Raw genomic sequence first — 25,838 nt, 5'->3', positions numbered from 1 at the left:
CTGTGCCCCGCTAGCCGGCTCGGCCTACCGGGTGGAAGTTGAGGCGTTCGCGGACGACCGGGAAGCCGGCCTTGGTGAAGTTCGCGGCCATGGGGAAGTTGCCCTGGTCCGTGGCTCCGGTGACGAACTCCGCGCCCCGCTCCACCAGGAAGTGGGTGCACTCCGCGAGGAGGTCGTAGGCGTAGCCGCGCCCGCGCTGTTCCGGGAGGACCCCGATGAAGCCGATCGTCGGGCCGGAGGGGTTGTGGGCCGGGATGTGGATGCCGGCCAGTTCGCCGTCCGGGGTGTGCGCGAGCTGCCACCACTCCCGCGGGGAGGGGCACCAGTGGAAGAAGTCGAGTTCCTCCTGGGCCGCCCGGTCCAAGCCGCCCTCCGTGACGGCCCGTCGCGCGTGGGCGTCCAGGGTGGCGGAGTGGATGCGGCGCAACGCGTCGAAGAACACGGCGTCGTCGGGTTCGGCGCGGAAGCGCAGACGTCCGGGCCGCTCGGGCAGACCCGATTCCGGGGTCCAGCGGTACAGGAAGCGTTCCACCAGGAGCGCGTACCCGGCGGCCCGCGCGGCGGCGAAGCGGGCCTCGGCGGCGGCGCGCAGGCGGGGTTCCTCCCGCCAGCCGCCGGGCAGGTTGATCTCCAGTTCGACCTGCCGGGGAGCGGAGCGCAGGAGCGCGGCCCCGGCCTCCTCCTCGCCCTCGGCCACGTCGAACCAGTTGATGTTGACGGGCTCCGCGTCGTCGGGGCCGCCCCACCACGCGCCGCGTGCGACGACCTCGCCGTCGCGCAGGGCGACGCGCTTCCAGTCGGGGCGGAAGTGGGTGCGCCGATGGGCCTCGCGGGCGCCCAGGGGGTCGGGGAGTGCGTCGAAGAGATGGGCGTCGCTCGCGGAGAGCGTGCGGATGACCGGACCGGTCATGGATTCCTCCGGGAAAAGAGCTGTGCGGAGCGCTCCCGGTCAGAACGGACGAACCACGCCGGGACGGGGGAAGAGGGAGCGCTGGATGGGTGTGAACTGCACGGCACTCGCCTCCTTCCGTCGGTCTCAAGGCGTGGATCCACACGGTATGTGATCTTGCGCGGGTCCGTCCACGGGTTTTCGCCCGGCCGCCGATCCGCCGATCCGCCGATCCGCCGACCCGTCGATCTGTCGATGCTTCGCGGCCACACCGCCGACCGAGCTCGCTGAGCTCACTGTGTACGGACGTACGCAACGATGTGTACCCTCGTACACATGCCCTACGTACTGCTCGCCGCCGCCATCGCCGCCGAGGTGGCCGGGACCACCGCCATGAAGTACAGCGACGGCTTCACCCGGCTGTGGCCCTCGCTCGGGACCCTGCTCGGCTACGTCATCGCCTTCACCCTGCTGGCGCAGACGCTGAAGAGCATGTCGGTCGGGACGGCGTACGCGATATGGGCCGGGGTCGGCACCGCCGCCATCGCCGCGATCGGCATGGTCTTCATGGGCGAACCGGCGACGGCGGCGAAGATCGCCGGGATCGCGCTGGTCATCGGCGGGGTGGTCCTGCTGAACGTGGGCGGTGCGCACTGATGGCGGCGGGCGCGCGCCGCTACGACCCCGAGCGGCGGCAGCGGATCATCGACGCGGCGATCCGGGTCGTGGGTGACCAGGGGATCGCCGGGCTGACGCACCGCAGCGCGGCCGCGGCGGCGGACGTACCGCTCGGCTCGACGACCTACCACTTCAAGACCCTGGACGAGCTCCTGGTCGCGGCCCTGCGCCAGGCCAACGAGGGCTTCGCGCGGGCCCTCGCCGACAGCCCCGCCCTGGCCGATCCGACGGGCGACCTGGCGGGCGCGCTGGCCCGGGTGCTGGGGGAGGCCCTGGCCGCGGACCGGGGGCGGGTGGAGCTGGAGTACGAGCTCTACCTGGCCGCCCTGCGCCGCCCCGCGCTGCGGCCGGTGGCCGCGCAGTGGGGCGAGGCGGTCGCCGGGATCCTCGCGCGGCGCACGGATCCGGTGACGGCGCGGGCACTGGTGGCGGCCCTGGACGGGATCGGCCTCCAGGTGCTCCTGACGGGCTCCGACTACGACGAGGCGTACGCCCGCGAGGTCCTCGCCCGGGTCCTGCGACCCAGCTGCTGACCCCGGCGCGCTGCGGTGCGCGCACCCCGGCGCGCCATCAGGAAGCCGAGCGCACCGCGGCGAGTGCCGCCGAGACGCTCGCCTCGATGTCCGTGATCGGGTAGATCGCCTCGACCACCGTCCGGTCCCGGGCCACCACCAGGGTCAGCCGCTTCATCCGGCTCACCCCCGCGGCCCGGAAGGTCGGCAGCCGCAGCGCCGCCACCAGGGAGAGCCCCGCGTCCGACAGCAGGGGGAAGCGCAGCCCCTCGGCCTCGGCGAACTCCCGCTGCTCGTCCGGTCGCTGGGTCGAGACCCCGTGCACCGTCGCCCCCGCCGCCGTGAACTGCGCCAGCTGGTCGCGGTAGGTGCACGACTCCAGCGTGCAGCCCTTCGCCCCCGGGATCCCGGCCCAGCCGGGCGGGTAGGACGCGGCGCGGGCGTAGGCCCCCGGGAAGCAGTACAAGACGGTGTACGGGCTGTCCGCGACCGGGTCGCGCAGCTCCCCGGCGGCGTCCGGCAGCAGCAGCTCCGGCACCCGCGTGCCCTTCAGCGCGTGCACCCGGGCCGCCTCCCGCGAAGCCTCTTCGGTGGTCGCCGTCATCTCTCCCTCTCCCAGGATCCAGGCGTCCCCCCAGTCCTGGAGGGCCACCAGCACCGGCAGCAGCGCCCGCCCGCGCGGGGTGAGCCGGTACTCGTGCCGCACCGGACGTTCCTGGTACGGCTCGCGCGTCAGCACGTCCGCTTCGACGAGCAGCCGCAGTCGCTCGGTCAGCACCTTGCGGGACATGCCGAGCTCCCGCTGGAACGCGTCGAAGCGGGCGACGCCGCGCGCGGCGTCGCGCACGATCAGCAGCGTCCACCAGTCGCCCACGACGTCGAGGGCCTGGGCGATGGCGCAGTCGGCGTCGCCGAGTTGGGTGCGCTGGGCCATGGGAACTCCTTCGTCCGTTGACCCGAGGCTGTCATGCTGACATAGTCCGTTCCCAAAAGGAACTAACTCGATGAGATCCGGGGGCGGACATGCTGCGGGGATTCAAGGACGTGCCGCGCGCGGTGTGGCTCCTGGCGGCGGGGGTGTTCGTCAACGCCGTCGTCAGCTTCACCTTCGTCTTCGTCTTCCTCTACCTGACCGGCCCGCGCGGACTCCCGGTCACCGGAGCCGGCCTGGCCACCGGCCTCGGCGGCGTCGGCCTGGTCGCCGGGAACTTCACCGGCGGCTGGTACGGCGACCGCTTCGGCCACCGCCGGGTGCTGCTGGCCGCCTCCGCCCTCGGCGGGCTCGTCCTGATGGCCTTTCCGCTGCTGCCCACCCCGCTGCTGTTCGGCGCCCTGCCGCTGGCCCAGTACGCCTCCGGGGTGGTCCGCGCCGCCAACTCCGCGCTGGTCGCGGTCACCGTCCCCGAAGGCTCCCGCCGCCTGGCGTACGCCGTGGTGCGCAGTGCCTCCAACGGCGGCTTCGCCATCGGCCCGCCGCTCGGCGCCCTGGTGGCCACCGGGATCTCGTACGACTGGCTCTTCGTCGCCGACGGCCTCGGGACCCTCTTCTTCGCCCTGTGGACCGCCCGGGCCGTGCCGGCCCGCGGCGCCCCCCGCTCCGCCGCGGCCCGGGACGGGGGTCCGGGCCGCGGCGGCCTCTGGTCGCAGCTGCGCGCGCGGCCCGGCGTGCTCCTGCTGCTCGGCGCGATCCTGGTCGTCGACCTCGTCTATCGGCAGCAGTACTCCGCCTTCCCCGTCTTCCTCGCCGACCACGGCTTCGACGCCCGCGTCTTCGGCTTCGCCGTCGCCCTCAACGGCGCCGTCGTCCTGCTGTTGGAGATGCCCGCCGCCGTCGCCCTGCGCGCCCACCCGCCGCTGCGCGTCATCGGCGCCGGACTGCTCCTGGTGGGGGCGGGGTACGCGATGCTGATGCTGGGCGCGGGCGTGGCCGGCGCGGTCGCCATGATGCTGCTGCTGAGCGTCGGCGAGATCCTGTACAAGACCACCGCCACCGCGTACGTCGCGGATCGGGCCCCCGAACACGCCGTCGGCCGCTTCCAGAGCCTGTACGCCGGCGTCTCGGTGAGCGGCGTGGTGCTCGGCCCGCCGCTGGGCGGGGCGTTGTACGACGCCGCGCCCGGCCTGCTGTGGCCGCTCTGCGCCCTGCTCGCGGGCGGGGCGGGGGCGGCCGTCCTGTACGCGTCCGCGCAGGGCGACCGGCCGGGTCGGCGCGCCGGGGCCGTGCGCGCCGCCCCGGTACCTGAGGCGCGCGCCGCGACCGGCACATGAGACCGGTTCGCTCCGGCGGGCCGTCGCCGGTTAGGTTTCGGGCATGACTGCTACGCGTACCACCGGCGCCGTCGCCGCCGGCCTTGCCACCCTCACCGCCGACGGCACCGTCCTCGACACCTGGTTCCCCGCCCCCCAGCTGGTCGCCGAGCCCGGCCCGGCCGGCACCGAGCGCCTCACCGCCGAACAGGCCGTGGAGCTGCTGGGCGCCACCGCGCCCAAGGCGATCCGCCGGGACGCGGTCCGCGGCGTCGAGGTCGTAGCGGTCCGCACCGTGATCTCCTCCCTGGAGGACAAGCCGCTGGACGCGCACGACGCGTACCTGCGCCTGCACCTGCTCAGCCACCGCCTCGTCAAGCCGCACGGCCAGAACCTGGACGGCGTCTTCGGCCTGCTGACCAACGTCGCCTGGACCTCGCTCGGCCCGGTCGCCGTCGACCAGGTCGAGACCGTACGGCTGAACGCGCGCGCCGAGGGCCTGCACCTCCAGGTCACCTCGATCGACAAGTTCCCGCGGATGACGGACTACGTCGCCCCCAAGGGCGTGCGCATCGCCGACGCCGACCGCGTCCGCCTCGGCGCTCACCTCGCCGAGGGCACCACCGTCATGCACGAGGGCTTCGTCAACTTCAACGCCGGCACCCTCGGCACCTCCATGGTCGAGGGCCGCATCTCCGCGGGCGTCGTGGTCGGCGACGGCTCCGACATCGGCGGCGGCGCGTCCACGATGGGCACCCTGTCCGGCGGCGGCAAGCAGATCATCTCGATCGGCGAGCGCACCCTGGTCGGCGCCGAGGCGGGCGTCGGCATCGCGCTGGGCGACGAGTGCATCGTCGAGGCCGGTCTGTACGTGACCGCGGGCACCCGCGTGACCCTCCCGGACGGCCAGATCGTCAAGGCGCTGGAGCTCTCGGGCGCCAGCAACATCCTCTTCCGCCGCAACTCGGTCACCGGCGCCGTCGAGGCCCGCCCGAACAACGCGGTCTGGGGCGGCCTCAACGAGGTCCTGCACAGCCACAACTGACGCCGGTCCGCGGCCGGTCCGCGGCCCCGCGCAGCCGAAAGCGGCCCCCGGAAGTCCTTCCGGGGGCCGCTTTCGACGTCTGCGCGTTTCGGTGCGGGTCAGTGCAGCGGGATCGTGCGGACCAGGCCCGCGAAGGCCTGCTGCTCCGCCTCGGTCAGCTCGACGCGTTCCAGGGGGTGGGCACTGCAATCGCGCTGGGCCGGGATCACCGCGAGCCCCTCGAAGGCGCCTGGTTCCGGGTGGTGGAACCGGCTGTCGAACATCATGTGGCCGAGGCCGAGGATCCAGACGAAGGCGGCCACGAGCAGGACGGCGATGCCGATTTCCTGCGCGAGGGAGATGGAGGGGAACACGCGGTCCTCCAAGAGTGCGGGGTACAAGATCGGGCGTGGGGATACTCAACACGACAAATCGCGGATTGAGTAGGGGTGTGGCCAGTATCACGCCAGGGCCGAAAGTCCCGACCTGTGGGGTGGAGGGCCCGTTTCGACCGGCTCTCCGGGCCCGCAGAGCCCCCCCGGCGCCCGAGCACGCAACAGGGGGCCCGGCCGGGACGGCGGCCGGGCCCCCTGCGGATCACGGGGTGTGCGTCAGCTGACGCGGGTCACGCGACGCGGGTCGTGGGACCCGGGTCGTGCGGCGCGGGTCACGGGCGGAAGCGCAGCACCTGCGGGTCGTGGTCGCTGTTCTGCGCCGAGAACTCGGCGTTGATGTGCACGCTGTCGTACGTGAAGCCCTTGACCGCCGGGCTGGTCAGGATCTGGTCCAGCACCTGGGCGTTGCCCTGGTAGACGTACGAGTAGCGCTCCGCCTTCGGCAGCGACTGGATCGCCGGGTACAGCGCCCCGCCGTCGGTCAGCCCGGCCGTGGTCCCTGAGAAGTCGAAGTCGTTGATGTCGCCGACCGCGAGGACCTTCGCGTCCTTCTGCGTGGCCAGCAGGCTCTTGACGAAGCCGTTCACGGCCTGCGCCTGGAGCAGCCGCTTGGCCTCCGAGGAGCGCACGGGGGGCTGGTGCACCGAGGTCAGGCCCTCGTCGCCGCCCTTCGAGGAGAAGTGGTTGGCGATCACGAAGACCGTCTTGCCCTGGAAGACGAACTCGCCCGCCAGCGGCTTGCGGCTGTCCGCCCACGCCGCGTTCGACGGGTCGATCCGGCCGGGGGAGTGGGTCAGGGCCGCCTGGCCCTTGTCGCCCGCGGTCACGGCGGTCGCGGTGACCGCGTCACCCGGGGCGCGGTCGGTGAAGGAGACGCGCAGCGGGTTGAAGAGGAAGACCTGGCGGATGTTGCCGCCGGGCTCGCCGCCGTCCTTGTTGTTCTCCGGGTTGATCGTGCGCCACTGGTACGCCGGGCCGCCCGCGGCGGCGATGGCCGTGGTGAACTTCGTCAGCGTCTGCTCGGCGGAGACCGTGCCGTCGTTCTTGGCGCCGTTGTCGTCCTGGATCTCCTCCAGGGCGAGGATGTCGGGGGAGGCGAGGTTCTCGACGACGGCCTTCGCCAGGTTGTCGAACTTCGTCTGCGGGTCGCTCGGGTCGAGGTTCTCGACGTTGTACGTCGCCACCGCGAGCTCGCCCGCCGCCTGGGCCTTGGTCTTCTCGGGGGCGAGGGTGCCCGCCTTGACCGTGCCGAGGGTGCGGGCCACCAGGGTGTAGCCGCCGAACTGGTTGAAGTCCAGCGGGCCTTCGGTGGTCCCGGTCAGCTTGTCGCCGACGTTCGCCACGGGGAAGGGCTGGGTGGCGACGGGGGCGAGCTGCTGGACCTGGAGCCGGCCCGTGTTCTGGGACTCGTACGAACCGTAGAGCGTGCCGCCGCGCTTGAGGGTGTTCTCCCAGCCCTTCACGGTGACCCACAGCTCCGAGTACGGGTCGGTCGCGCCGACCACGCGGGAGGTGCCGATCTTGACGTTCATGCCCTCCAGCGACTCGTAGTAGTCCAGGGCGTAGCGCGAGGGGTCCAGGGTCAGCGCGTTGACGCTGCCCGCCGCGGCCGGGTCGCCCGCCGGGGCGTACTCGGCCGGGACCGAGTACTCGTTGATCGAGACGGCGGCGGGGAGCGCGTTGCCGGAGGAGAGCACGGTCACGACCGGCTTGGCGATCTGGGTGACCGACTGGTTGCCGGAGGACACGCCGCCGGGGATGTACTCGCCGACCGTGCCCGAGACCTTCACCGCGTCGCCGACGGCGACGGTCGGCGCGGAGCTGGTGAAGACGAAGACGCCCTCGCTCGTCGCGTCGTTGTCGTCCGCGTCGGGGTCCTGGATCCAGAATCCGCGCGAGCCGTAGGTGCGGACGCCCGTCACGATTCCGGTGACATCGGCGACCGCCTTGCCGTTGAGCGGCGATATGCGGGTGGTGCCCTGGACGTCGTGGATGCGGACCGCGTCGGCGCTCGCGCCGCCTTCGGCGGCATCGGCGGACCCGGCGAGCAGACCGGTGGCCAGAGCGGTGGCCACGAGGGCCGCGACGGCGGCAGAACGGGGATGCGAGGAGCGCATGGGCAGGAACTCCGGTGTGTGGGTGGGTGGAGCGGAGCGGTCGCACGATCCGTCCGGGGTCCCGGACGGGGCGCCGAACATGTCTACGAACATATCTACGCGCGTCAATTTCGTTCCTGGCCAGCGACGTTGTCAAGGCCTCCAGGGAATACGGCAGCCGACTGTGGGATGAACCAAAGGCGATGACCCCCGGAGAGCGGCCCCGATGCGTCTACGCTGGTGAGCGCTCTCACACAGTTCACGCGAGGAGAACCACCCCATGTCCGCTGAGGCGCACCCCACGTTGCCGCCGGTCCGGCTGCACTCCGAGGCCGAACTGGCGCGCGACGCCCTCGCCGCACCGCTGTTCGCCCGCGCCGTCCGCCTGGCCCGCTGGACCGCCCCCGGCACCCCCGTCGGCTCCGGCGGCGAACTCCTCGCCGACCGGCTGCCCGAGGCGGTGCGGCTGCTCGGCTTCGAGGGTGACGAGGACGGGGCGGCGTACGCGAGCGAGGCCTGGCGGGTGGCGGTGGACACCGGCCTCGTCGAGGTGACGGACATCGAAGACCTGGCCGAGGGGGGCGGCGAGGGCCCGGCCGACGATCGTGGTGAGGCCCGCGCCGAGGAGCGGGGCGAGGGCCTCACCGGAGAGCGCGCCGAGCCGGACGCCGCGGATCTGGCCGACGACGACGGCGTCTTCGGGGTCGCCGGGCCGGGCGAGGACCTGGCCCTGGTGACCGGCGGCGCGCCCGGCGACGTACTGGACCTGTGGCTCGCCGCGCTCGACGCGGTGCTCGCGGACGCGGCCGTGCCCGACCTCGACGACCTCGTCGACGCCCTCGACTCCGGCGGCGAGATCGACTTCACCCGGCTCGACTGGAACCCGCAGCGCGAGGCCGACTTCCTCGACGGGGTGCTCGCCAACCTGTACCTGCTGACCGTCGCGGAGGGCGGCGCCACCGACACGCCCGTGCCGCTGCCCGTCCTGGCCGCTTCGATGGTCGTGCCCGACGGCATGGTCGAGCCCACGAACGAGGTGTTGGAGCAGGTCTCGGACGCGATGATGCGCCTGGACGACCAGTTCCGGCAGCTGGAGCCGATCGGGCTGGTCGACTTCCGCCCGGTCGACGAGGAGCTGATGGCCGAAGCGGACGACGAGGACCTGCTCCCCGCGTCCGACGAGCTCGACGACGAGGACGTCTCCCGCTACGGCATGGTCCGGCTGACCCCGCTCGGCCTGTACGGGATCCGCGCCCGCATGCGGGAGGCCGGGGTCGAGGCGCCCGCCATCGGCGACCTGGCCGACAAGGGCGCGGACGCGCTGCTCGACGCCGTCTCCGGCTACCCCGAGGGCGCCGCGCAGGCCGAGATCGAGCAGTGGATCGAGGGCCACGAACTGCCCGAGGCCGTCGGTGAACTGCTCGCCGCCGCGCGCGGCGGCGACCCGGGCGGGCCGCTGCGGCGGCTGCGCTGCCAGCAGGCCCTCGCCCCCGCCGGACCGGTCGCCGAACCGGTGATCAGGGCGGTCCTGGACGACGCCGAGCTCGGCGGGCTCGCCCGGGTCTGGCTCGCCGAGCGCGGCGCGACCGACGTCCCCGCCCCTTCCGAAGCCATGGTCTTCTGGCTGACCGTCGACACGATCGCGGCGCAGCTCGCCGAAGGCGTCGAATCCGACGAACTCCCGTCATTGATGGCTAATCTGACGGCACATCACACCGGCTTCTTCGACGCGGCGTGGCGGGTGGAGCACCCGTACACGGCGCAGGTGCTGGAGGCGATGGGGCGGCTCCATCCGGATCGCAAGTCGGCGAAGGAGGCCCGCAAGGCCGCCTTCAAGGCGCGTTCGCGGCAGCCTTCCGGGGCGTAACGCGCCGTTCCTGGTCGGGAGTCGGCCAATCGGCGGCGGACAAGGGGACCACTCCTCTTGGCGGGGAAGTCAGCCGCCGTTCACGCGGGGGCGGAATTCTGGCCTCGCGGACCGCACGATTCGAGCCCACTCCCGAGCCTGGAGACCCCATGCCGCTCAGCCGTAGAGACTTCACCACCCGCACCGTCCTCGCCGGAGCGGGCGTCGCGCTCACCGGTACGGTCGGAGCCCTCGCCACCGCCCCGGGAGCCCTCGCCGCCGACGACACCGACCGCCAGGACGAGCGCGGCCGCCCGGGACGGCCCGGATACGGCCCGCTCGTCCCGGACCCGGCCGGACTGCTGGCCCTACCGGCCGGGTTCTCGTACCGCGTGATCACCCGCACCGGCGTGACGAAGCTGGACTCCGGGGAGAGCACCCCGTCCAACCACGACGGCACGGCCGCCTTCGAGGGCCACCGCGGGGTCACCCTGCTGGTCAACAACCACGAGCTGAAGGGCAAGCGGGCCGACTGGCCCCACCCCGTCCCGTTGACCGAGGGCCTCGTCTACGACCCCGCGGCGGCCGGCGGGTGCACGGTCGTCGAGGTCCGGCGCGGCGGCGAGGTCGCCGAATGGGTCGGCGTCGCCGGTACGTCGACCAACTGCGCGGGCGGGGCCACCCCCTGGGACACCTGGCTGACCTGCGAGGAGACCGAGGACCTGGCGGGCAAGAACGGGATGACCAAGGACCACGGCTACGTCTTCGAGGTCGACCCGCACGACCGGCGGGCCAACCGCGACCCGCGCCCGGTGAAGGCCTTCGGCCGCTACGCCCACGAGGCCGTGGTGATCGACCCGCGCAGCGGCCACGCCTACCTGACCGAGGACGCCTCGGGCCCCAACGGGCTGCTGTACCGCTGGACCCCGCCCCAGGGCTTCCGGCACGGGCGCGGCAGGCTGCGCACGCTGGCGGCCGACGCGGGCGTGCTGGCGGCGGCCAAGTGCTTCGACAAGGCCGGGCAGTTCGTGGACGACCTCTCGCGCGCCACCAAGGTCGGGACCGTGTACGGGGTGGACTGGGCGGAGGTCACCGACCGCGACGCGCGCACGCTCTCGGTGCGCAAGCAGTTCGCGACGGGCGCGGTGACCCGGGCACGGAAGTTGGAGGGCATGTGGTGGGCCGACGGGGGGACGTACTTCGTCTCCTCCTACGCCCGCACGGAGAGCCCGGGCGCGGCGCACGACGGACAGGTGTGGTTCTACGACCCGAAGCGGCGCACGATGAAGCTGGTCGTGATCCTCGGGGTGAACGCCGACCCGGCGGCGGAGGGCGGCCTGGACGGCCCCGACAACATCACGGTCTCGCCGTACGGCGGCCTGATCATCGCGGAGGACGGCAGCGGCCTCCAGCACCTCTTCGGGGCGACGGATGAGGGGCGCACCTACCCGCTGGCGCGCAACGAGCTGAACATCGGTACCGCGGCGGAGCCCGAGTACTCGGAGTTCACGGGCGTCTGCTTCTCCCCGGACGGGCGGACCCTCTTCGCCAACATCCAGGATCCGGGCATCATGCTGGCCGTCACCGGGCCGTGGCGGCGCAAGCACTGACGCGGGGAGGGGCCGACGGCGGGGGTCGGACCGGGGCCGGAACGGGGCCGAACGGGGTCGACTGGGCCGGTGCCGGTGCCGGTGCCGGTGCCGGTGCTGGCGGTGGGCAGGGCGCCGTCGCCGGGACCGGGGGAGCGGCGGGTGACCTACAGGGCCGCGGAGCCGACTTCCGCGCGGCTTCCCGCGGCCCATTCGCCGAGGAGGAACTCATACGCCTCGGAGGGCCACTCGCTGTCCACCCCGGTCTCGACGAGGTGCCGTATCGCCTCGTTCGCCTCGGAGGCGGACGGGCGGGCGGGACCCGCGGTCGGGAGTGTCTTGTACATGGGGTCAAGGCTACGGGCGGGCACTGACAACAACCTCCGGATTAAGGAGAGCCGGGGGTGGCATGGGTCACCCCGGGCCCTGCGCGCGGAGCGGTCAGTCCCCGCCCACCTGCGTCAGAGCGCCTGGGCGGCGGGCTTGACCATGCCGCGCACTGTGCGGGACTTCACAAACTCTCCGATGGCCGTCATCTCCCACTCGCCGGAGAACTGCTTGATCAGCTTGGCCATCATCACGCCGGTCTGCGGCTCGGCACCGGTGAGGTCGAAGCGGACGAGCTCCTCGCCGCTGGCCGCGTCGATGAGCCGGCAGTACGCCTTGGCGACCTCGCTGAACTTCTGGCCCGAGAAGGAATTCACGGTGAAGACGAGACCGGTGGCCTCGGCGGGGATGCGGCCGAGGTCCACGACGATGACCTCGTCGTCCCCGGCGCCCTCACCGGTCAGGTTGTCGCCGGAGTGCTTGATGGCGCCGCCCAGGATCGAGAGCTTGCCGAAGTAGCAGCTGTCGATGTGGTTGCGCTGCGGGCCGTACGCGATGACCGAGGCGTCGAGGTCGATGTCCCGGCCGCCGTACGCGGGCTCCCAGCCGAGGCCCATCTTGACCTGGGAGAGCAGCGGGCGACCGCCCTTGACCAGGGAGACGGTCTGGTTCTTCTGGAGGCTGACCCGGCCCTTGTCGAGGTTGACCTTCCCGGCGCCGGGGGCGGGCGCGGCGGGCTGGGCCACGGGCGGGGCGACGGGCGGCGCGGGCGGCGCCGGGGGGAAGGCGGCCGCGGGGACGGGCGCGGGGGCCGGGGCGGCGGGCTCCTCGTCCACGGAGACGCCGAAGTCGGTGGCGATTCCGGCGAGCCCGTTGGCGTAGCCCTGGCCGACGGCGCGGACCTTCCACACGCCGCCCCGCAGGTAGACCTCGACGACGACGAGCGCGGTCTCGGTGCCCAACTGCGGCGGGGTGAAGCTGGCGATCACCGCGCCGCCGTCGGCGTTGCGCACGGTGGCGGTGGGCTCGACGCCCTGGAAGCTCTGCCCGGCGGCGTCGGGGCTGGCCGTCACCACGATGCGCTCGATGCCGGGCGGGACCGCGGAGGTGTCCACGGTGATCGAGTCCGGCGCCGAACCGCCGCCGGACCGGTAGGTGACACCGGGGCCGGCGGGCTGGTTGTAGAAGATGAAGTCGGCGTCGGAGCGCACCTTGCCGTCCGCGGCGAGCAGGAGCCCGGATACGTCCAGCCGTACCGGAGCAGCCACATCCACCGTCACGCGGACGGCATTGAGCGGCAGGTTCGAACCAGGGGTCATAGCGGTCATGCCCGGAGAACGACCGAAGGCCCTTTGCCGTTCCCTTACCCGCGGGTCCCTTCCCCGGACGGCTGCCGATGGCGGTTCGGTGGCGGTTCGGTGGCGGTACGGTGGCGCGGCTACCGACGGTTGCGGGGGTGGTTCTTCGCCATCCGCTCGTTGCCGAACTTGTACGCGCCGGTCCAGCGGGCCATGACCAGCTGGGCGTCCCCCGACTCCACCTCGGCCAGGAACTTCTCCGCCCGGGACCCGCGCAGCGTGCTCGCCTCGCGGCCCTGGTGGGTGATGACGACCGTGCCGTCGTGGTGCTGCGCGTACGTGAATCCGTGGGGTCTCGGCATGGCGGCAGCCTGCCCCGCGGGGGGCGGGGCGGGCAACCGCATTTGGCCGGGGCGGCCGGGCCCGTCAGGCCGTACCGGAGCCCGTCAGGCCGTACCGGAGTCCGTCAGGCCGTACCGGGGCCCGTCAGGTCGTAGGGGTACCCGTCACCAGGCGGGGCAGTCCCAGCGGGTTGGCCTCGCGCAGCTCCGGGGGGAGCAAGGGGTCCGGCACCGACTGGTAGGCCACCGGGCGCAGCCACCGCTCGATCGCGGTCCCGCCGACGGAGGTGGAGTGCGAGGTCGCGGCCGGGTACGGGCCGCCGTGGTGCTGGGCCGGCGCCACCGCGACCCCGGTCGGCCAGGCGTTCACCACGACCCGCCCGGCCAGCCGCGTGACCAGCCCGATCAGCTGCTCCGCGGGGGCGGGGACAGGCGTGGGTGCGGGCGTGGCGCCGTTGCCGGCGCACTCCGCGGCCGACAGCTGGAGGGTGGCCGTGAGGTTGCCGGGGAGCAGGGCCAGTACGGCGGACGCCTCGACCTGGTCGGCGTACCGCACGACGACGGTGACCGGGCCGAAGCACTCCTCCAGCAGCGTCCCGTACGCCCGCGGATCGGCCAGCAGGCCGCGCGCGGCGAGGGTCAGGTAGCCCGCGCCGACCGTGTGCTCGCCGCCGGCGCCGGGCGTGACCGGGGCGACGACCCCGGGCAGCGCCGCCCGCTCGCCGACCCCGGTGACGAAGCCGTCCCGCATCCGGTGGTCGAGCAGGACCCCCGGCTCGGTCTCCCCGAGCGCCTTGGCGAGCGCACCGGTGAGCCGGTCGCCGTCCGCTCCTTCGGGTACGAGCACCAGCCCGGGCTTGACGCAGAACTGGCCGACGCCGAGCGTCACCGAGCCCGCCAGCCCGGCGCCGATCTCCTCGGCGCGCTCGGCGGCCGCCGCGGGCGTGACCACGACGGGGTTGAGGGAGCCGAGCTCGCCGTGGAAGGGGATGGGGACCGGGCGGGCGGCGGCCGCGTCGAACAGGGCCCGGCCGCCACGGATGGACCCGGTGAACCCGGCCGCCGCGACGAGCGGGTGACGGATCAGCTCCAGGCCCGCGTCGAAGCCGTGGACGACGGACACGACGTCCGCCGGCAGCCCGCTGTCCTCGGCGGCGCGGCGCAGCAGCGAGGCGCACAGCTCGGAGGTGGCCGGGTGGTCGGGGTGGACCTTGACCACGACGGGGCAGCCCGCGCCGAGCGCGCTGGCGGTGTCGCCGCCCGGGACGGAGAAGGCGAGCGGGAAGTTGGAGGCGGCATAGACCGCGACCACGCCGAGCGGCACCTTGTAGCGGCGCAGATCGGGGCGGGGCGGGGCGAGCGCGGGGTCGGCGCGGTCGATCCGGACGTCGAGGTACGCACCGTCCTCGACGGCGTCGGCGACCGCCCGCAGCTGGTACGTCGTCCGGCCCAGCTCGCCGGTGAGGCGGCCGGGGCCGAGCGCCGTCTCGGCGTCGGCCGCCTCGACGACGTGCGCGGCGGAGGCGTCCAGCAGATCGGCGGCGGCGCGCAGGAAGACGATGCGGGCGGCGCGGTCGGCGAGTGCGCCGCGGGCGGCGTCCGCCGCGCGCACGGCCCGGTCCACCTCGCTCGGGGTGGCCTCGACCGCAACCTGCTCGCGCTGCTTCCCGGTACGGGGGTCCACACTCCAGACTGGTGTTCCTGCCATGACGCAATGCCTCCTGGGCTGGAGAGGGATCGTTCAGTATTCTGAACGCCGTTCCGGTGGATGAATGATCACATCCGCTGTGGACTCTATTTCCGTGTCTTCGGGGTTGACAAGGCAGAGGGGCGAGAACGCGCATGACGACAGCCGAGTCGGGGGTCGAGGCACCGGGTGCGCCGGGTGCGCCGGGTGCGTTGGGTGCGTTGGGCGAGCCGGGTGCACCGGGTGTACCTGGCACACCGGGCGCGCTGGGTGCTCCGGTGAAGTCCGCGGTGCGGACGGTGCAGTTGCTGGAGCACTTCGCGGCGCGGCCCGGGCTGCACAGCCTGGCGGACATCCAGCACGACCTCGCACTGCCCAAGTCCAGCCTTTACATGCTGCTGCGCACGCTGGTGGGCATGGGGTGGGTGGAGACGGACGCCCAGGGGACCCGGTACGGGATCGGCGTACGGGCGCTGCTGGTCGGCAGTTCGTACATCGACGGGGACGAGGTGGTCGCGGCCGCCCGGCCGGCCCTGGACCGGCTCTCGGACGGGACCACCGAGACCATCCACCTGGCCCGGCTGGACGAGACGAGCGTGGTCTACCTCGCCACCCGGCAGTCCCAGCACTACCTGCGGCCCTTCACCCGGGTCGGTCGGCGGCTGCCCGTGCACTCGACCGCGCTCGGCAAGGCGCTGCTGGCCACGCACACGGACGAGGAGGTGCGGCGGCTGCTGCCGGAGCGGTTGCAGGCCGTCACGCAGCACACGATCACGGACCGGGAGGTGCTGATCGAGGAGCTGGCGCTGGTGCGCGAGCAGGGGTACGCGGTGGACCGGGAGGAGAACACGCTGGGGCTGTGCTGCTTCGGGGTGGCCGTGCCGTACCGCACCCCGGCGCGGGACGCGGTGAGCTGCTCGGTGCCGGTGGCACGACTGACGCCGGGGCACGAACGGGCGATCAAGGCGGCGCTGTTCGAGGCGCGGGACCGGTTGACGGTCGTGACGCGCCGGATGTGATCCGTCTCCCCCGGGCGGGGGAGACGGATCACCTTCGCGGGGGAGGCGGCGGGGCGGCCGGGACGGGACCGTTGAGCCATGAACACGAGAGCCGTGCAAGCGAGAGGCGTGGACACGAGAGGCGTGGACACGAGGGCTGTGGACACGAGAGGCGTGGACACGAGGGCTGTCGACACGAGGGCTGTGGCCCCCGCGTTGGGGACCGTCCGAAGGGCCCTGCGGGTGGCGGCCCTTGTCGCCACCGTGCCGTACCTGGTGCTCAAAGCCGCCTGGCTGGGTGGGAGCAGGATCGGGATACCGGAAGGGAGCGTGCTGCTGGATCCCGGGCCCTTCTTCGTCGTGGCCAATTCCGTCACGGTGGCGATGGACGCGTGCGTCATCGTGCTCGCGCTCGTGCTCACCCGGCCCTGGGGGCTGCGGGTGCCGGGCTGGTCGCTGATCGTCCCCGCCTTCGTCGCCACCGGGTTGCTGACGCCCATCCTCACCGGGTACCCGGGGCAGTTGCTCATACGGGCGCTGGGGGTGGAGACGGACACGGCCGCGGCGCGGGCCGTCCGCAAACCCTTCCTCGAACCGTGGGTGTTCGACCTCGTCTACGGCGGCTTCATCGTTCAAGGACTCGCCCTCGCCGGATTGTTCGTGCCCTACGCGCGGCAGCGCTGGGGACACCGGTGGCAGGGCGTGCCGGGTCAGCGGCTCCCGTCGCCCACGGGGGTGGTGGCGGGAGCCGCGGCGGTGGCCGGCCTGGTGGTGGGCGCGACGTATCTGTATTGGGGGTTCGGGGGCTCGGCCGGACTGTCCGCGCTCCAGCGGGCCGAGCGCACCGCGGACTGGACCGTGGTGTCGGTGATCCACGCGGCGTGCGCGCTCGGTGCCGGCCTGGGGGCGGTGTCGCTGGCGCGGGGCCGGAGCTGGGGCCGGGGCGGGATGAGGTGGCCGCTGGCCGTCGCGTGGACCGGGTCGGCGGCGGCGCTCAGCTGGGGGGCGTGGCTCGCGATCGCCGCGCTGGGAGGGGAGTTCGAGGGTGCGGGGGCCACGAGCAGCAACTGGCTCACCTACGCTGGCCAGATGATCACCGGGCTGCTCGGGGTCGCCGTGATCACGCGGTTCCTCATGGCGCACCGTATAGCGGACCTCATGGCTCACCGCATGGCGCGCCGAGCGGACCGGCCGATGTGAGGCCGACCGGCGCGCGGGTGCGGGGCCGACCAGGGCGGGGGAGCGGGATGGGGCTGGGTACGGGGCGGTCGCGCGCGGTGGGACCCGTCGGAGCGCGGCCCGGCGGGTGGCGGCTGAAACGGTCCGGGCTGACCCGGGCCGGGCTGGCGAAGGCGGGGCTGCGCTGGGTGCACCTGGTGCTCGGTGGGGCGTTGTTGATGCCGTACTTCCTGCTGGCCGAGGTGGTGGTGGGGGCCTCCGGCGGCGGGGTCAACGCGCTCGACTCGTTCCCGCTGACGCTGATCTCCTATGCGGCGGCGCTGCCTCTGGTGGCCGTCAGCGGGGTGTTCCCCCTGACCAGGCCGATGTCGGTGGCCGCGGTCCGGGCCCTGTGCGGGGTGCCGGGGGAGCTGTTGGCACAGGGGCCCGGGCGGTCCTGGGCGGCGCGGGGCCGGGCCTCGGCGTGGTGGACCCTGCACCTGGGGCTCGGGGCGGTGGTGAGCGGGATGACCCTCGCGGTTCCGCCGATGGGGGTGATGCTGGTCGTCCTGCCGTTCGTGACCCTGCTGGCCGACACCACCCCGCAGGGACTCGGCTGGGCCGCCACCGGGGCCGGGGCGTACGTCGCCCCGCTGCTCGGGGTCGCCGTGCTCGGCGCGCTGGCGCTCTGCGCGGCGGGGGCCGGAGCGCTGCTGGCCCGGCTGGCGCCCGTACTGCTCGGGCCGACCGGCGCGGACCGGCTGGCCGCGGCCGAGGAGCGGGCGGCCGACCTGGCCGTGCGCAACCGACTGGCCCGGGAACTGCACGACGCGGTGGGGCACGCGCTCAGCGCGGTCACCCTCCAGGCGGGGGCGGCCCGGCGGGTGCTGGAGACGGACCTGGAGTTCGTCCGCGAGGCGCTGGCCGCGATCGAGGACACCACCCGGCGCACGGTGGGGGAGCTGGACGCGGTCCTCGGCCTGCTGCGGGAGGGCGACGGGGTGGGCGAGCGGCCCGGCGCGGCGCCCGCGCCGACCCTGGCCGCCGACCTGGAGGGGCTGCTGGCCCGCAGCCGGGCGGGGGGCGTCCGGATCACGGCCCGCCAGGATCCGGGACCCGTGGGCGACTGGGGGCAGCTGCCCGCGATCGTCTCCCGGGAGGCGTACCGGATCGTCCAGGAGGGGCTCAGCAACGCGCTGCGGCACGGCGGCGGCCCGGTCGACCTCCGGCTGCGCGTCCACCGGCCGCGCGTCCATGAGCCCGGCCGCCCGCGCGGCGGTGACGACGTACACGACGGATCCCGCGAACTGGAGTTGATCATGACGAACCCCTTGGCCGAGGACACCGGGCGCGAGCGCCGGACCGGTGGGGGCCTGGGACTGCGCGGCGCCGCCGAGCGGGCGGTGCTGCTCGGCGGGGTCGTGGAGGCGGGCGAGCTGGGCGGGCAGTGGCGACTGCGCGCCGTCCTGCCGCTGGGCGGTGGCGCCCGGTGAACCGCCCGCCGCTGCGCATCGTGGTCGCGGACGACGAGCGGATGGTCCGCACCGCCCTGCGGGCCATCCTCGACGCCGAGCCGGACCTGGAAGTGGTGGGCGAGGCGGCCTCCGGCGCCGAGGCCGTCTCCCTGGTCCGGGCCGCGGCCCCCGACGTGGTCCTCATGGACGTCCGGATGCCCGAGATCGACGGCATCCGGGCCACCGAGCAGATCCTCGCCACCATGGCGGAGCCGCCCCGGATTCTGGTGGTCACCACCTTCGAGAACGACTCGTACGTGTACGACGCGCTGCGTGCGGGCGCCGCCGGGTTCCTGCTCAAGCGCGCCCATGCCGAGGAGCTGATCGGCGCGGTCCGGCTGGTCGCCCGCGGCGATTCGCTGCTCTTCCCGGCAGCGGTCCGCGCGCTGGCCGCCGCCCACGACCCGGGGCCGGCCGCCGTCGCCGCCTGGGCCAAGCGGCTGACCGAGCGCGAGGCGGACGTGCTGCGCCTGATGGCGAGCGGGCTGTCCAACCACGAGATAGGTGAGCGGCTCGGCGTCGGCCCGCAGACGGTGAAGACCCATGTCGGGGCGGTCCTGGCCAAGACCGGCTCCCGGGACCGGACCCAGGCGGTCATCGCCGCCTACGAAGGAGGCTTCCTCATGAAGAAAAGCTGAGAACCCCGCCACAATCGGGGCACAGTGGAACGCCCGGGACCGCTGGTGCGTCCTTTTCAGAGATGAACAAGACGATCAGGCGTGCGTCGGTCTTCTGTCTGCTTCTGGTGCTTGCCCTGCTGGTGCGGGTCACATGGGTGCAGGCGTACCAAGGCCAGGCGCTCGCAGACGACAAGAACAACCGGCGGAACCTCATCGGGCAGTACGCGAACCCGCTGGGCAACATCATCGTGGGCGGTGAGGCGATCACCGGCTCGGTGAAGACCGAGGGGAGCAAGGACTTCGGGTACAAGCGGACCTACACCGACGGCCCGCTGTACGCGCCGATCACCGGCCACACCTCGCAGGTGTACACCTCCACCATGTTGGAGGGGATCTACAAGAACATCCTGAACGGCTCGGACAACCGGCTGAAGTCGTTCATGGACATCCTCACGAACAAGCGGGCCGACCCCGGGAACGTCCTGACGACGATCGACAAGGACGTCCAGAAGGCCGGCTTCGACGCGCTCCAGGGCAAGCAGGGCGCCGCCGTCGCGATCGACCCGGACTCCGGCGAGATCCTCGGCGTCGTGAACAATCCGACCTACGACCCGGGCAGCATCACCGGCAGCGGCAAGGACGCCGAGGCGGCCTGGGTGAAGCTCTCGGAGAACCTGGGCGCGCCCATGCTGAACACGGCGCTGCGCAAGCCCCAGGCCCCCGGATCCACCTTCAAGCTGGTCACGCTGGCCGCGGCGCTGGAGAACGGGCTGTTCAGCTCGATCGACACGCCCACCGGCATCCCGGACCCCTACACGATCCCCGGTACCACGACCCCGCTGCAGAGCGAGGTCCCGACGCCGGGCTGCAACAACGTGACCCTGCGCGACGGTCTCAAGAAGTCCTGCAACAACGTCTTCGCGGAGCTGGCCCACCGGCTCGGCCAGGACAAGATGCGGGCGATGGCGGAGAAGCTCGGCTTCAACACGGACGCCAAGATCCCGATCGGGACCACTCCGACGAGCAAGTACCCGTCGAAGAAGATGTCCAAGGACCAGGTCGCGCAGACGGGCATCGGCCAGTTCGACGTCCAGGCCACCCCGCTCCAGATGGCGATGGTGACGGCGGCGATCGAGAACGGCGGCAAGCTGGTCGCCCCGCACGTGGTCTCCGAGGTCACCGACTCCAGCGGCAACGTCCTGGAGAGCTTCAAGGACCCGAAGTCCAAGCAGGTCATGAGCGAGAAGACGGCCTCGATGATCCGCGACGCGATGCGGACCGTGGTCTCCGACGGCGGCGGCAAGCCCGCGCAGGTCTCCGGCGCCGAGGTCGGCGGCAAGACCGGTACCGCCCAGCGCGGTGTCAAGAACAGCCTCAACCCGCTCGCCTGGTTCACCTCGTACGGCAAGACGGGCGGCAAGCAGATCGTGGTGGCCGTCGTCGTCGAGGGCTCGGACACGGAGCGGGACGAGATCGGCGGCGGGAAGCTGGCCGCGCCCGTGGCCCAGAAGATGATGGCGGCGTGGCTCAAGAAGTAGCCACCGCCCGACCGTCGACGTCACGATCGACGTACGGGAGTACGAACGCGCCGGGAACCCGCGAGGTCCCCGGCGCGTTCTCTCTCCCATGATCAGGACCGCACTCCCCGCCGATCTCGACGCGATCGCCGCCCTGCACAGCCGCGCCCGCGCCACCTACTACCGCGACCGGATCCCCGAGAACGCCTACGCGGGCGAGGACGAGCTGGCCCGCAGCCGCGAGGGCTGGTCGCACGCCGTCGCCCGCAGCGACGGCAGCGGCGGCGGCGACGGCAAGGGTGCCAGCGGCACCAGCGGCGGTGCCGGGGAGACCGGCGGGGTGCTCTGCGCCGAGCAGGACGGCGAGCTGACCGGGGTCGCCGCCTTCCGGACCGTGGCCGGTGAGACCACGCTCACCCAGCTGCACGTGGACCCCGCCCACTGGCGCCGCGGCACCGGCACCGCCCTGCACGCCGCCTGCCTGGAGCGCTGGCGCCGGGCGGGCGTGCCGCGGGTCCGACTGGAGGTCTACGAGCACAACCTGCGGGCCCAGGCCTTCTACGCGGCCCACGGTTGGCGCCCCGACCCGCTCGCCCCGCGCGCCGGATCCCACCACGTCCTCTGGCTGACGGTCGGGGAATGAGGGACGCGGGGTGGGCGTTGTGCCCCTGGGACGACGGAGGGGACCCCTGCGCGCCCCAGAGCCCACCCCGGACCCGGAGAGAAGAAGGATCATGCGCGTCGAGATCTGGAGCGACATCGCCTGCCCCTGGTGCTACATAGGCAAGGCCCGTTTCGAGAAGGGGCTGGCCGCCTTCGCGCACCGCGACGAGGTCGAGGTGGTCCACCGCTCCTTCGAGCTCGACCCGAACAGCGCCAAGGGCGCCGTCGCCCCCGTCGTGGAGATGCTGGCCAAGAAGTACGGCCGCACCCTCGACGAGGCGCGCGGCATGGAGGAGCACGTGGCGGCCAGTGCGCGCGCCGAGGGGCTGGAGTACCGCACCGAGGGCCGCGACCACGGCAACACCTTCGACATCCACCGCCTCCTGCACCTGGCCGCCGCCCGCGGCCGCCAGGACGAGCTGCTGGACCTCGCCTACCGGGCCAACTTCGCCGAGGAGCGGTCCGTCTTCGACTCCGTGACCCTGCTGGTGCTCGCCGTCGAGGCCGGGCTGGACGAGGCGGAGGCGGCCGCGGTGCTCGCCGACGCCACCGCCTACGCCGACGCCGTGCGCGCCGACGAGCGGGAGGCGGCCGAACTGGGCGCGAACGCCGTGCCGTTCTTCGTCCTGGACCGCCGCTTCGGGGTCTCCGGCGGGCAGCCCGCCGAGGTCTTCACCCAGGCGCTGGAGCAGGCGTGGGCCGGGCGCGAGAGCGTCGACACCTCGCCCGAGGCGCCCGCCTGCGAGCCGGACGGCGCGTGCGCGGTGCCGGACCGGGTCTGAAGTCCGAGCCCGCCCCGACCCCGTGCCATCCGGCCGAACCGGTCATGGACGGGGGGTCGTTGCTGAAGCAGAGTGGGTCCCATGGATCTTCCCGGTACTGAAGAGACCCCTGCCGATGTGAGCCCCGCCGAAGCGGCGACCCCGACCGCAGCCGATGCGGCGGCGGCCGCGCGGGCGGCGCTCGTCGCCGTGGCCCGTGCAGAGTTCGGGCACACCACCGCCTACCTCGACACCGCCACCTGCGGCGTCTTCCCGCGCGCCGCGGTGGCGGCCGTGCACGCCATGGCGGACGCGGCGGGGGCCGGGGATCCGGCCGGTTTCGGGGACCTCGCCATCGCCGGCCGGGTGCGCGAGGGCTTCGCGCGCCTGGCCGGGGTCGCGCCCTCGCGGGTGGCCCTCGGTTCGGCCGTGGCCACCCACGTCGGTCTGGTCGCCGCCGCGCTGCCCGCCGGGGCCGAGGTCCTCTGTGTCGAGGACGACTTCGCCTCGGTGATGAACCCCTTCGTGGTGCGGGGGGACCTGGCGCTGCGCTTCGTCCCCCTGGAGTCGGTCGCCGAAGCCGTCCGCGCGCGGACCGCGCTGGTCGCGCTGAGCGCCGTACAGTCCGCGGACGGGCGGACGGCCGACCTCGCGGCGATCCGTGCGGCCACTGCCGCGCACGGGGCGCGGATGCTGGTGGACGCCTCGCAGACGATCGGCTGGCTGCCCTTCGACGCGACGCCCTACGACTACACCGTGACCGCCGGGTTCAAGTGGCTGCTCGCCTCGCGCGGGGTCTCGTACCTGACGGTCTCCGAGGAGGCGCAGGAGACGCTGGTGCCGCTGCACGCGGGGTGGACGGCCGCCCGCCCCGGGCGCGACTCCTTCTACGGGCCGATGGTCGAACTGGCCGAGGACGCGCGGCGGTTCGACGAGTCCCCGGCCTTCCTCGCCTACCACGCGGCCGAGCCGTCGCTGGCCCTGCTGGAAAGGGTCGGCATCGAGGCGGTGCACGCCCACGACACGGCGCTGGCCGACCGCTTCCGGGCCGGCCTCGCCGACCTCGGCCACGAGCCCGTCCCGGGCCGCGCCCCGATCGTCTCGGTCCCGGGCCTGGCCGACCGCCAGCCCGCGCTGCTGGCGGCGGGCATCCCGACGGCCGCCCGCGCGGGCGCCCTCCGGGCCTCCTTCCACCTGTACAACACGGAGGCGGACGTGGACCGCGCGCTGGACGCCCTCGGCGACTAAACGACCGCGACGGCCTTGTCCCAGGCCACGGTGGCCGCGGCCAGGGCGGCGGTCGGCGGCACGGACAGGGCCGCGGCCAGGGCCGCCAGCGAGGCGTGCACCGCGGGGAGCGCGGCCGCCGGGCCGTAGTGGTTGACCCGGACCATCTCCTGGGCCAGCGCGCCGCCGCCCGCGGCCAGCGGGGCCGCGGGGTCGGCCGCGAGGGCCCGCGCCACCACCGCCGAGGCCTCCGGCACGCGCAGGGTGGTGGCCACCGGGGCCGCGTCCGCCGCGTCGACGACGTACGGCGCCACGCCCAACTCGGCCGCTCCCGCCCGGGTCGCCGCCGCGGCCGCCGCGTGGCGGGCCATCAGGGCCGCCGGGCCCTCTTCGGCGATCCGGGCCAGGCAGGCCTCCAGCGCGAGCATTTCCAGCTGTGCGGGAGCGTGCAGCAGCGTCCTGCGCCCGCCGTCGATCCAGCGCTCCTTCCAGTCCAGGAGGGAGAGGTAGGAGCGGCGCGGCGCCGACGCGTTCCCGGCGAACCGTTCCCACGCGCGCTGCGAGACCGAGACGGCCGACACACCGGCCGGGCCGCCCATCGCCTTCTGCGCCCCGATCACGCACAGGTCCACGCCCCACGCGTCCGGCAGCAGCGGCTCCGCGCCCACCGACGCCACCGCGTCGAGCATGAACAGCGCGCCGTGCGCCCGGACGACCTCGCCGATCTCCGCGACCGGGTTGGTGTTCCCGGTCGCCGCTTCCGCGTGCACCAGCGAGACGAAGTCGATCTCCGGGTGCGCGGCCAGCGCCCGGGCGACCTGTGCCGCGCTCACGGCGGTGTCGAAGGGCACGGTCAGGTCCACCACCGTCGCGCCGCAGTCCCGCAGCCAGTTGCCGAAGGTGGTCCCGTACGGGCCCGTCACGATGTTCAGCGCCGTCGAACCGGGCCGCGCGCCGGAGCGGATGCAGCCCTCCAGCGGGAGCAGCGCCTCGCCCTGGGTGATCACCACGTCCTGGCGGGTGGAGAGGAGGTCCGCGACCCCCCGTTCGATCGACGCGAACCGCTCCGCGGTCAGCGGCGGCAGGTCAAGGAGGGGGTGGGGCGCAGTGCTGGTCACCGAGGTGCTCTCTTCGTTCGAGGGTACGGACAGAGCGTACCGAGCGGGTGGCTACAGTGCGGCCATGAGCGATGTGCTGCACGTGAAGGGGCGGGTGCTCGTCGGACCGGACGAGGTCCGCGACGAGTTGTGGGTCGTCGGTGGCCGGATCTCGTACGAGCGCCCGCGCGCCGGGGCGGGCGCGCACGAGGTCACCACCGTGACCGGTTGGGTGCTGCCGGGGCTGGTCGACGCGCACTGCCACGTGGGCCTGGACGCCCACGGTCCGGTCGACGACGCGACCAGCGAGAAGCAGGCACTGGCCGACCGGGAGGCGGGCACCCTGCTGATCCGGGACGCCGGTTCGCCCTCCGACACCCGCTGGATCGACGGGCGCGAGGACCTGCCCGAGGTGATCCGCGCCGGCCGGCACATCGCCCGTACCCGTCGCTACATCCGCAACTACGCGCACGAGATCGAGCCCGCCGACCTCGTCGAGTACGTCGGCCGCGAGGCCCGGCGCGGCGACGGCTGGGTGAAGCTGGTCGGCGACTGGATCGACCGCGAGGTGGGAGACCTGACGGCCTGTTGGCCGCGCGCCGAGGTCGAGGCGGCGATCGCCGAGGCGCACCGCCTGGGGGCCCGGGTGACCGCCCATTGCTTCGCCGAGGATTCGCTGCGCGACCTCGTGGAGGCGGGCATCGACTGCGTCGAGCACGCCACCGGCCTGACCGAGGACACCATTCCGCTCTTCGCCGAGCGGGGGGTGGCGATCGTACCGACGCTGGTGAACATCGCGACCTTCCCGAAGCTGGCGACGGGCGGCGAGGCCAAGTTCCCCCGCTGGTCGGCCCATTTGCGGCGGCTGCACGAGCGGCGCTACGACACGGTGCGCTCGGCGTACGACGCGGGCGTGCCGGTCTACGTCGGTACGGACGCGGGCGGTTCGCTGCCCCACGGGCTGGTCGCCGCCGAGGTGGCCGAGCTGGTGAAGGCCGGGATCCCGGCGTCGGCCGCGCTGTCGGCGACGACGTGGGGGGCCCGTGCGTGGCTGGGGCGGCCCGGTCTGGAGGAGGGCGCCCGGGCGGACCTGGTGGTCTACGGCGAGGACCCGCGGGCGGACGTGTCCGTGCTGGCCGATCCGCGTCGGGTGGTGCTGGCGGGGCGGATCCGGGGCTGAGCGCGCGGAGTTGACCGGGGCGTGACACGGTCGTGCGTCCGGTCGTTAGCTGTGGCCGGTGTGGCCGAAACCTGTGGTCCGTGAGGTTTCGGCGCACCTCCGTGCCGTGTGAGGCGCACTCCCGTGCCACCAGAATCGAATATGTGCGTGGAAACCACCCTTTGGGGTGAACTC

24 protein-coding genes are annotated in these 25,838 nt (G+C 73.5%); 15 read left to right on the top strand and 9 right to left on the bottom strand.

All coding sequences use genetic code 11. From position 1 onward, the window contains the following. Window positions 1-10: 10 nt before the first annotated feature. Window positions 11-910, bottom strand: coding sequence for a GNAT family N-acetyltransferase (locus tag ACIBEA_RS08900; RefSeq protein ID WP_399259163.1), 900 nt, complete (start codon window positions 908-910; stop codon window positions 11-13). 315 nt (window positions 911-1,225) lie between these two features. On the opposite strand from ACIBEA_RS08900, the gene ACIBEA_RS08895 reads away from it, so the two are divergent. Next, window positions 1,226-1,546 carry a DMT family transporter gene (locus ACIBEA_RS08895; protein ID WP_399259162.1) on the top strand — a complete coding sequence of 107 codons (321 nt, stop codon included), beginning with the start codon at window positions 1,226-1,228 and terminating at the stop codon, window positions 1,544-1,546. Next, window positions 1,546-2,100: a TetR/AcrR family transcriptional regulator gene (locus tag ACIBEA_RS08890; RefSeq protein ID WP_399259161.1), complete on the top strand. Its 555-nt coding sequence runs from the start codon at window positions 1,546-1,548 to the stop codon at window positions 2,098-2,100. The genes ACIBEA_RS08895 and ACIBEA_RS08890 overlap by 1 nt, the downstream gene beginning before the upstream one ends. 37 nt (window positions 2,101-2,137) lie before the next feature. Here ACIBEA_RS08890 and ACIBEA_RS08885 read toward each other — a convergent pair whose 3' ends face one another. Further along, window positions 2,138-3,013, bottom strand: a complete 876-nt coding sequence (locus tag ACIBEA_RS08885; RefSeq protein ID WP_399259160.1) for a winged helix-turn-helix transcriptional regulator — start codon at window positions 3,011-3,013, stop codon at window positions 2,138-2,140. A gap of 89 nt (window positions 3,014-3,102) precedes the next feature. Here ACIBEA_RS08885 and ACIBEA_RS08880 point away from each other — a divergent pair, with 89 nt between their 5' ends. Further along, window positions 3,103-4,347, top strand: a complete 1,245-nt coding sequence (locus tag ACIBEA_RS08880; RefSeq protein ID WP_399259159.1) for an MFS transporter — start codon at window positions 3,103-3,105, stop codon at window positions 4,345-4,347. Window positions 4,348-4,390: 43 nt separating this feature from the next. After that, window positions 4,391-5,371: a 2,3,4,5-tetrahydropyridine-2,6-dicarboxylate N-succinyltransferase gene (gene dapD / locus ACIBEA_RS08875; RefSeq protein ID WP_399259158.1), complete on the top strand. Its 981-nt coding sequence runs from the start codon at window positions 4,391-4,393 to the stop codon at window positions 5,369-5,371. Between the two features lie 98 nt (window positions 5,372-5,469). Here the strand turns inward: dapD and ACIBEA_RS08870 are convergent, their stop codons facing one another. After that, complete coding sequence (locus ACIBEA_RS08870) at window positions 5,470-5,724, bottom strand: hypothetical protein (protein WP_399259157.1); 255 nt, start codon at window positions 5,722-5,724, stop codon at window positions 5,470-5,472. A gap of 293 nt (window positions 5,725-6,017) precedes the next feature. Further along, complete coding sequence (locus ACIBEA_RS08865) at window positions 6,018-7,862, bottom strand: endonuclease/exonuclease/phosphatase family protein (protein WP_399259525.1); 1,845 nt, start codon at window positions 7,860-7,862, stop codon at window positions 6,018-6,020. A 259-nt stretch (window positions 7,863-8,121) separates the two neighbouring features. Here ACIBEA_RS08865 and ACIBEA_RS08860 point away from each other — a divergent pair, with 259 nt between their 5' ends. Beyond that, window positions 8,122-9,708 (top strand): hypothetical protein, encoded by a 1,587-nt coding sequence (locus ACIBEA_RS08860; protein WP_399259156.1) that lies wholly within the window; start codon window positions 8,122-8,124, stop codon window positions 9,706-9,708. A gap of 149 nt (window positions 9,709-9,857) precedes the next feature. After that, the gene (locus ACIBEA_RS08855; protein ID WP_399259155.1) at window positions 9,858-11,297 is read left to right on the top strand and encodes an alkaline phosphatase PhoX; all 1,440 of its coding nucleotides are present in this window, start codon (window positions 9,858-9,860) and stop codon (window positions 11,295-11,297) included. Window positions 11,298-11,443: 146 nt separating this feature from the next. Here ACIBEA_RS08855 and ACIBEA_RS08850 read toward each other — a convergent pair whose 3' ends face one another. From ACIBEA_RS08850 to ACIBEA_RS08835, 4 genes are all read right to left on the bottom strand, one after another. Next, complete coding sequence (locus ACIBEA_RS08850; RefSeq protein ID WP_399259154.1) at window positions 11,444-11,623, bottom strand: hypothetical protein; 180 nt, start codon at window positions 11,621-11,623, stop codon at window positions 11,444-11,446. A gap of 114 nt (window positions 11,624-11,737) precedes the next feature. Then, window positions 11,738-12,922, bottom strand: coding sequence for a TerD family protein (locus ACIBEA_RS08845; RefSeq protein ID WP_399259524.1), 1,185 nt, complete (start codon window positions 12,920-12,922; stop codon window positions 11,738-11,740). A gap of 119 nt (window positions 12,923-13,041) precedes the next feature. Next, on the bottom strand, window positions 13,042-13,263 hold the full coding sequence (locus ACIBEA_RS08840; RefSeq protein ID WP_399259153.1) for a hypothetical protein: 222 nt from the start codon (window positions 13,261-13,263) through the stop codon (window positions 13,042-13,044). 124 nt (window positions 13,264-13,387) lie between these two features. After that, window positions 13,388-14,950 (bottom strand): aldehyde dehydrogenase (NADP(+)), encoded by a 1,563-nt coding sequence (locus ACIBEA_RS08835; protein ID WP_399259152.1) that lies wholly within the window; start codon window positions 14,948-14,950, stop codon window positions 13,388-13,390. 134 nt (window positions 14,951-15,084) lie between these two features. Here ACIBEA_RS08835 and ACIBEA_RS08830 point away from each other — a divergent pair, with 134 nt between their 5' ends. The 8 genes from ACIBEA_RS08830 to ACIBEA_RS08795 all read left to right on the top strand — a co-directional run bounded on the left by ACIBEA_RS08830 (window position 15,085) and on the right by ACIBEA_RS08795 (window position 23,408). Next, window positions 15,085-15,948, top strand: coding sequence for an IclR family transcriptional regulator (locus ACIBEA_RS08830; protein ID WP_399259151.1), 864 nt, complete (start codon window positions 15,085-15,087; stop codon window positions 15,946-15,948). 222 nt (window positions 15,949-16,170) lie between these two features. Further along, window positions 16,171-17,127, top strand: a complete 957-nt coding sequence (locus ACIBEA_RS08825) for a hypothetical protein (protein ID WP_399259150.1) — start codon at window positions 16,171-16,173, stop codon at window positions 17,125-17,127. Window positions 17,128-17,174: 47 nt separating this feature from the next. Beyond that, window positions 17,175-18,578, top strand: coding sequence for a sensor histidine kinase (locus ACIBEA_RS08820; protein WP_399259149.1), 1,404 nt, complete (start codon window positions 17,175-17,177; stop codon window positions 18,576-18,578). Further along, window positions 18,575-19,237: a response regulator gene (locus tag ACIBEA_RS08815; RefSeq protein WP_399259148.1), complete on the top strand. Its 663-nt coding sequence runs from the start codon at window positions 18,575-18,577 to the stop codon at window positions 19,235-19,237. The genes ACIBEA_RS08820 and ACIBEA_RS08815 overlap by 4 nt, the downstream gene beginning before the upstream one ends. A gap of 62 nt (window positions 19,238-19,299) precedes the next feature. After that, entirely contained in the window at window positions 19,300-20,757 is a 1,458-nt protein-coding gene (locus ACIBEA_RS08810; RefSeq protein WP_399259147.1) for a peptidoglycan D,D-transpeptidase FtsI family protein, read from the top strand. Between the two features lie 88 nt (window positions 20,758-20,845). Beyond that, a complete protein-coding gene (locus tag ACIBEA_RS08805) occupies window positions 20,846-21,379 on the top strand; it encodes a GNAT family N-acetyltransferase (RefSeq protein ID WP_399259146.1) in 534 nt (177 codons plus the stop codon). Between the two features lie 91 nt (window positions 21,380-21,470). Beyond that, on the top strand, window positions 21,471-22,181 hold the full coding sequence (locus tag ACIBEA_RS08800; RefSeq protein WP_399259145.1) for a DsbA family oxidoreductase: 711 nt from the start codon (window positions 21,471-21,473) through the stop codon (window positions 22,179-22,181). An 81-nt stretch (window positions 22,182-22,262) separates the two neighbouring features. After that, entirely contained in the window at window positions 22,263-23,408 is a 1,146-nt protein-coding gene (locus tag ACIBEA_RS08795; RefSeq protein WP_399259144.1) for an aminotransferase class V-fold PLP-dependent enzyme, read from the top strand. Here the strand turns inward: ACIBEA_RS08795 and ACIBEA_RS08790 are convergent. Then, entirely contained in the window at window positions 23,405-24,505 is a 1,101-nt protein-coding gene (locus ACIBEA_RS08790; RefSeq protein WP_399259143.1) for an aminotransferase class V-fold PLP-dependent enzyme, read from the bottom strand. The genes ACIBEA_RS08795 and ACIBEA_RS08790 overlap by 4 nt on opposite strands. A gap of 64 nt (window positions 24,506-24,569) precedes the next feature. On the opposite strand from ACIBEA_RS08790, the gene ACIBEA_RS08785 reads away from it, so the two are divergent. Next, on the top strand, window positions 24,570-25,664 hold the full coding sequence (locus tag ACIBEA_RS08785) for an amidohydrolase family protein (RefSeq protein ID WP_399259142.1): 1,095 nt from the start codon (window positions 24,570-24,572) through the stop codon (window positions 25,662-25,664). The last annotated feature ends 174 nt before the right edge of the window (window positions 25,665-25,838 follow it).

The organism is Streptomyces sp. NPDC051555, assembly GCF_044454405.1.
Lineage (GTDB): Bacteria > Actinomycetota > Actinomycetes > Streptomycetales > Streptomycetaceae > Streptomyces.
This window is presented reverse-complemented; position numbering and strand designations above follow the sequence as displayed.

Excerpts from the sequence above, each read along its gene's own strand:
- ACIBEA_RS08830 (WP_399259151.1), top strand. The coding sequence starts at position 15,085 with ATGACGACAGCCGAGTCGGGGGTCGAGGCACCGGGTGCGCCGGGTGCG.
- ACIBEA_RS08840 (WP_399259153.1), bottom strand. The coding sequence starts at position 13,263 with ATGCCGAGACCCCACGGATTCACGTACGCGCAGCACCACGACGGCACG.
- ACIBEA_RS08900 (WP_399259163.1), bottom strand. The coding sequence starts at position 910 with ATGACCGGTCCGGTCATCCGCACGCTCTCCGCGAGCGACGCCCATCTC.
- ACIBEA_RS08835 (WP_399259152.1), bottom strand. The coding sequence starts at position 14,950 with ATGGCAGGAACACCAGTCTGGAGTGTGGACCCCCGTACCGGGAAGCAG.
- ACIBEA_RS08845 (WP_399259524.1), bottom strand. The coding sequence starts at position 12,922 with ATGACCCCTGGTTCGAACCTGCCGCTCAATGCCGTCCGCGTGACGGTG.
- ACIBEA_RS08820 (WP_399259149.1), top strand. The coding sequence starts at position 17,175 with ATGGGGCTGGGTACGGGGCGGTCGCGCGCGGTGGGACCCGTCGGAGCG.
- ACIBEA_RS08880 (WP_399259159.1), top strand. The coding sequence starts at position 3,103 with ATGCTGCGGGGATTCAAGGACGTGCCGCGCGCGGTGTGGCTCCTGGCG.
- ACIBEA_RS08805 (WP_399259146.1), top strand. The coding sequence starts at position 20,846 with ATGATCAGGACCGCACTCCCCGCCGATCTCGACGCGATCGCCGCCCTG.
- ACIBEA_RS08810 (WP_399259147.1), top strand. The coding sequence starts at position 19,300 with ATGAACAAGACGATCAGGCGTGCGTCGGTCTTCTGTCTGCTTCTGGTG.
- ACIBEA_RS08885 (WP_399259160.1), bottom strand. The coding sequence starts at position 3,013 with ATGGCCCAGCGCACCCAACTCGGCGACGCCGACTGCGCCATCGCCCAG.
- ACIBEA_RS08795 (WP_399259144.1), top strand. The coding sequence starts at position 22,263 with ATGGATCTTCCCGGTACTGAAGAGACCCCTGCCGATGTGAGCCCCGCC.
- ACIBEA_RS08865 (WP_399259525.1), bottom strand. The coding sequence starts at position 7,862 with ATGCGCTCCTCGCATCCCCGTTCTGCCGCCGTCGCGGCCCTCGTGGCC.
- ACIBEA_RS08850 (WP_399259154.1), bottom strand. The coding sequence starts at position 11,623 with ATGTACAAGACACTCCCGACCGCGGGTCCCGCCCGCCCGTCCGCCTCC.
- ACIBEA_RS08785 (WP_399259142.1), top strand. The coding sequence starts at position 24,570 with ATGAGCGATGTGCTGCACGTGAAGGGGCGGGTGCTCGTCGGACCGGAC.
- ACIBEA_RS08800 (WP_399259145.1), top strand. The coding sequence starts at position 21,471 with ATGCGCGTCGAGATCTGGAGCGACATCGCCTGCCCCTGGTGCTACATA.
- ACIBEA_RS08860 (WP_399259156.1), top strand. The coding sequence starts at position 8,122 with ATGTCCGCTGAGGCGCACCCCACGTTGCCGCCGGTCCGGCTGCACTCC.
- dapD (WP_399259158.1), top strand. The coding sequence starts at position 4,391 with ATGACTGCTACGCGTACCACCGGCGCCGTCGCCGCCGGCCTTGCCACC.
- ACIBEA_RS08895 (WP_399259162.1), top strand. The coding sequence starts at position 1,226 with ATGCCCTACGTACTGCTCGCCGCCGCCATCGCCGCCGAGGTGGCCGGG.
- ACIBEA_RS08890 (WP_399259161.1), top strand. The coding sequence starts at position 1,546 with ATGGCGGCGGGCGCGCGCCGCTACGACCCCGAGCGGCGGCAGCGGATC.
- ACIBEA_RS08855 (WP_399259155.1), top strand. The coding sequence starts at position 9,858 with ATGCCGCTCAGCCGTAGAGACTTCACCACCCGCACCGTCCTCGCCGGA.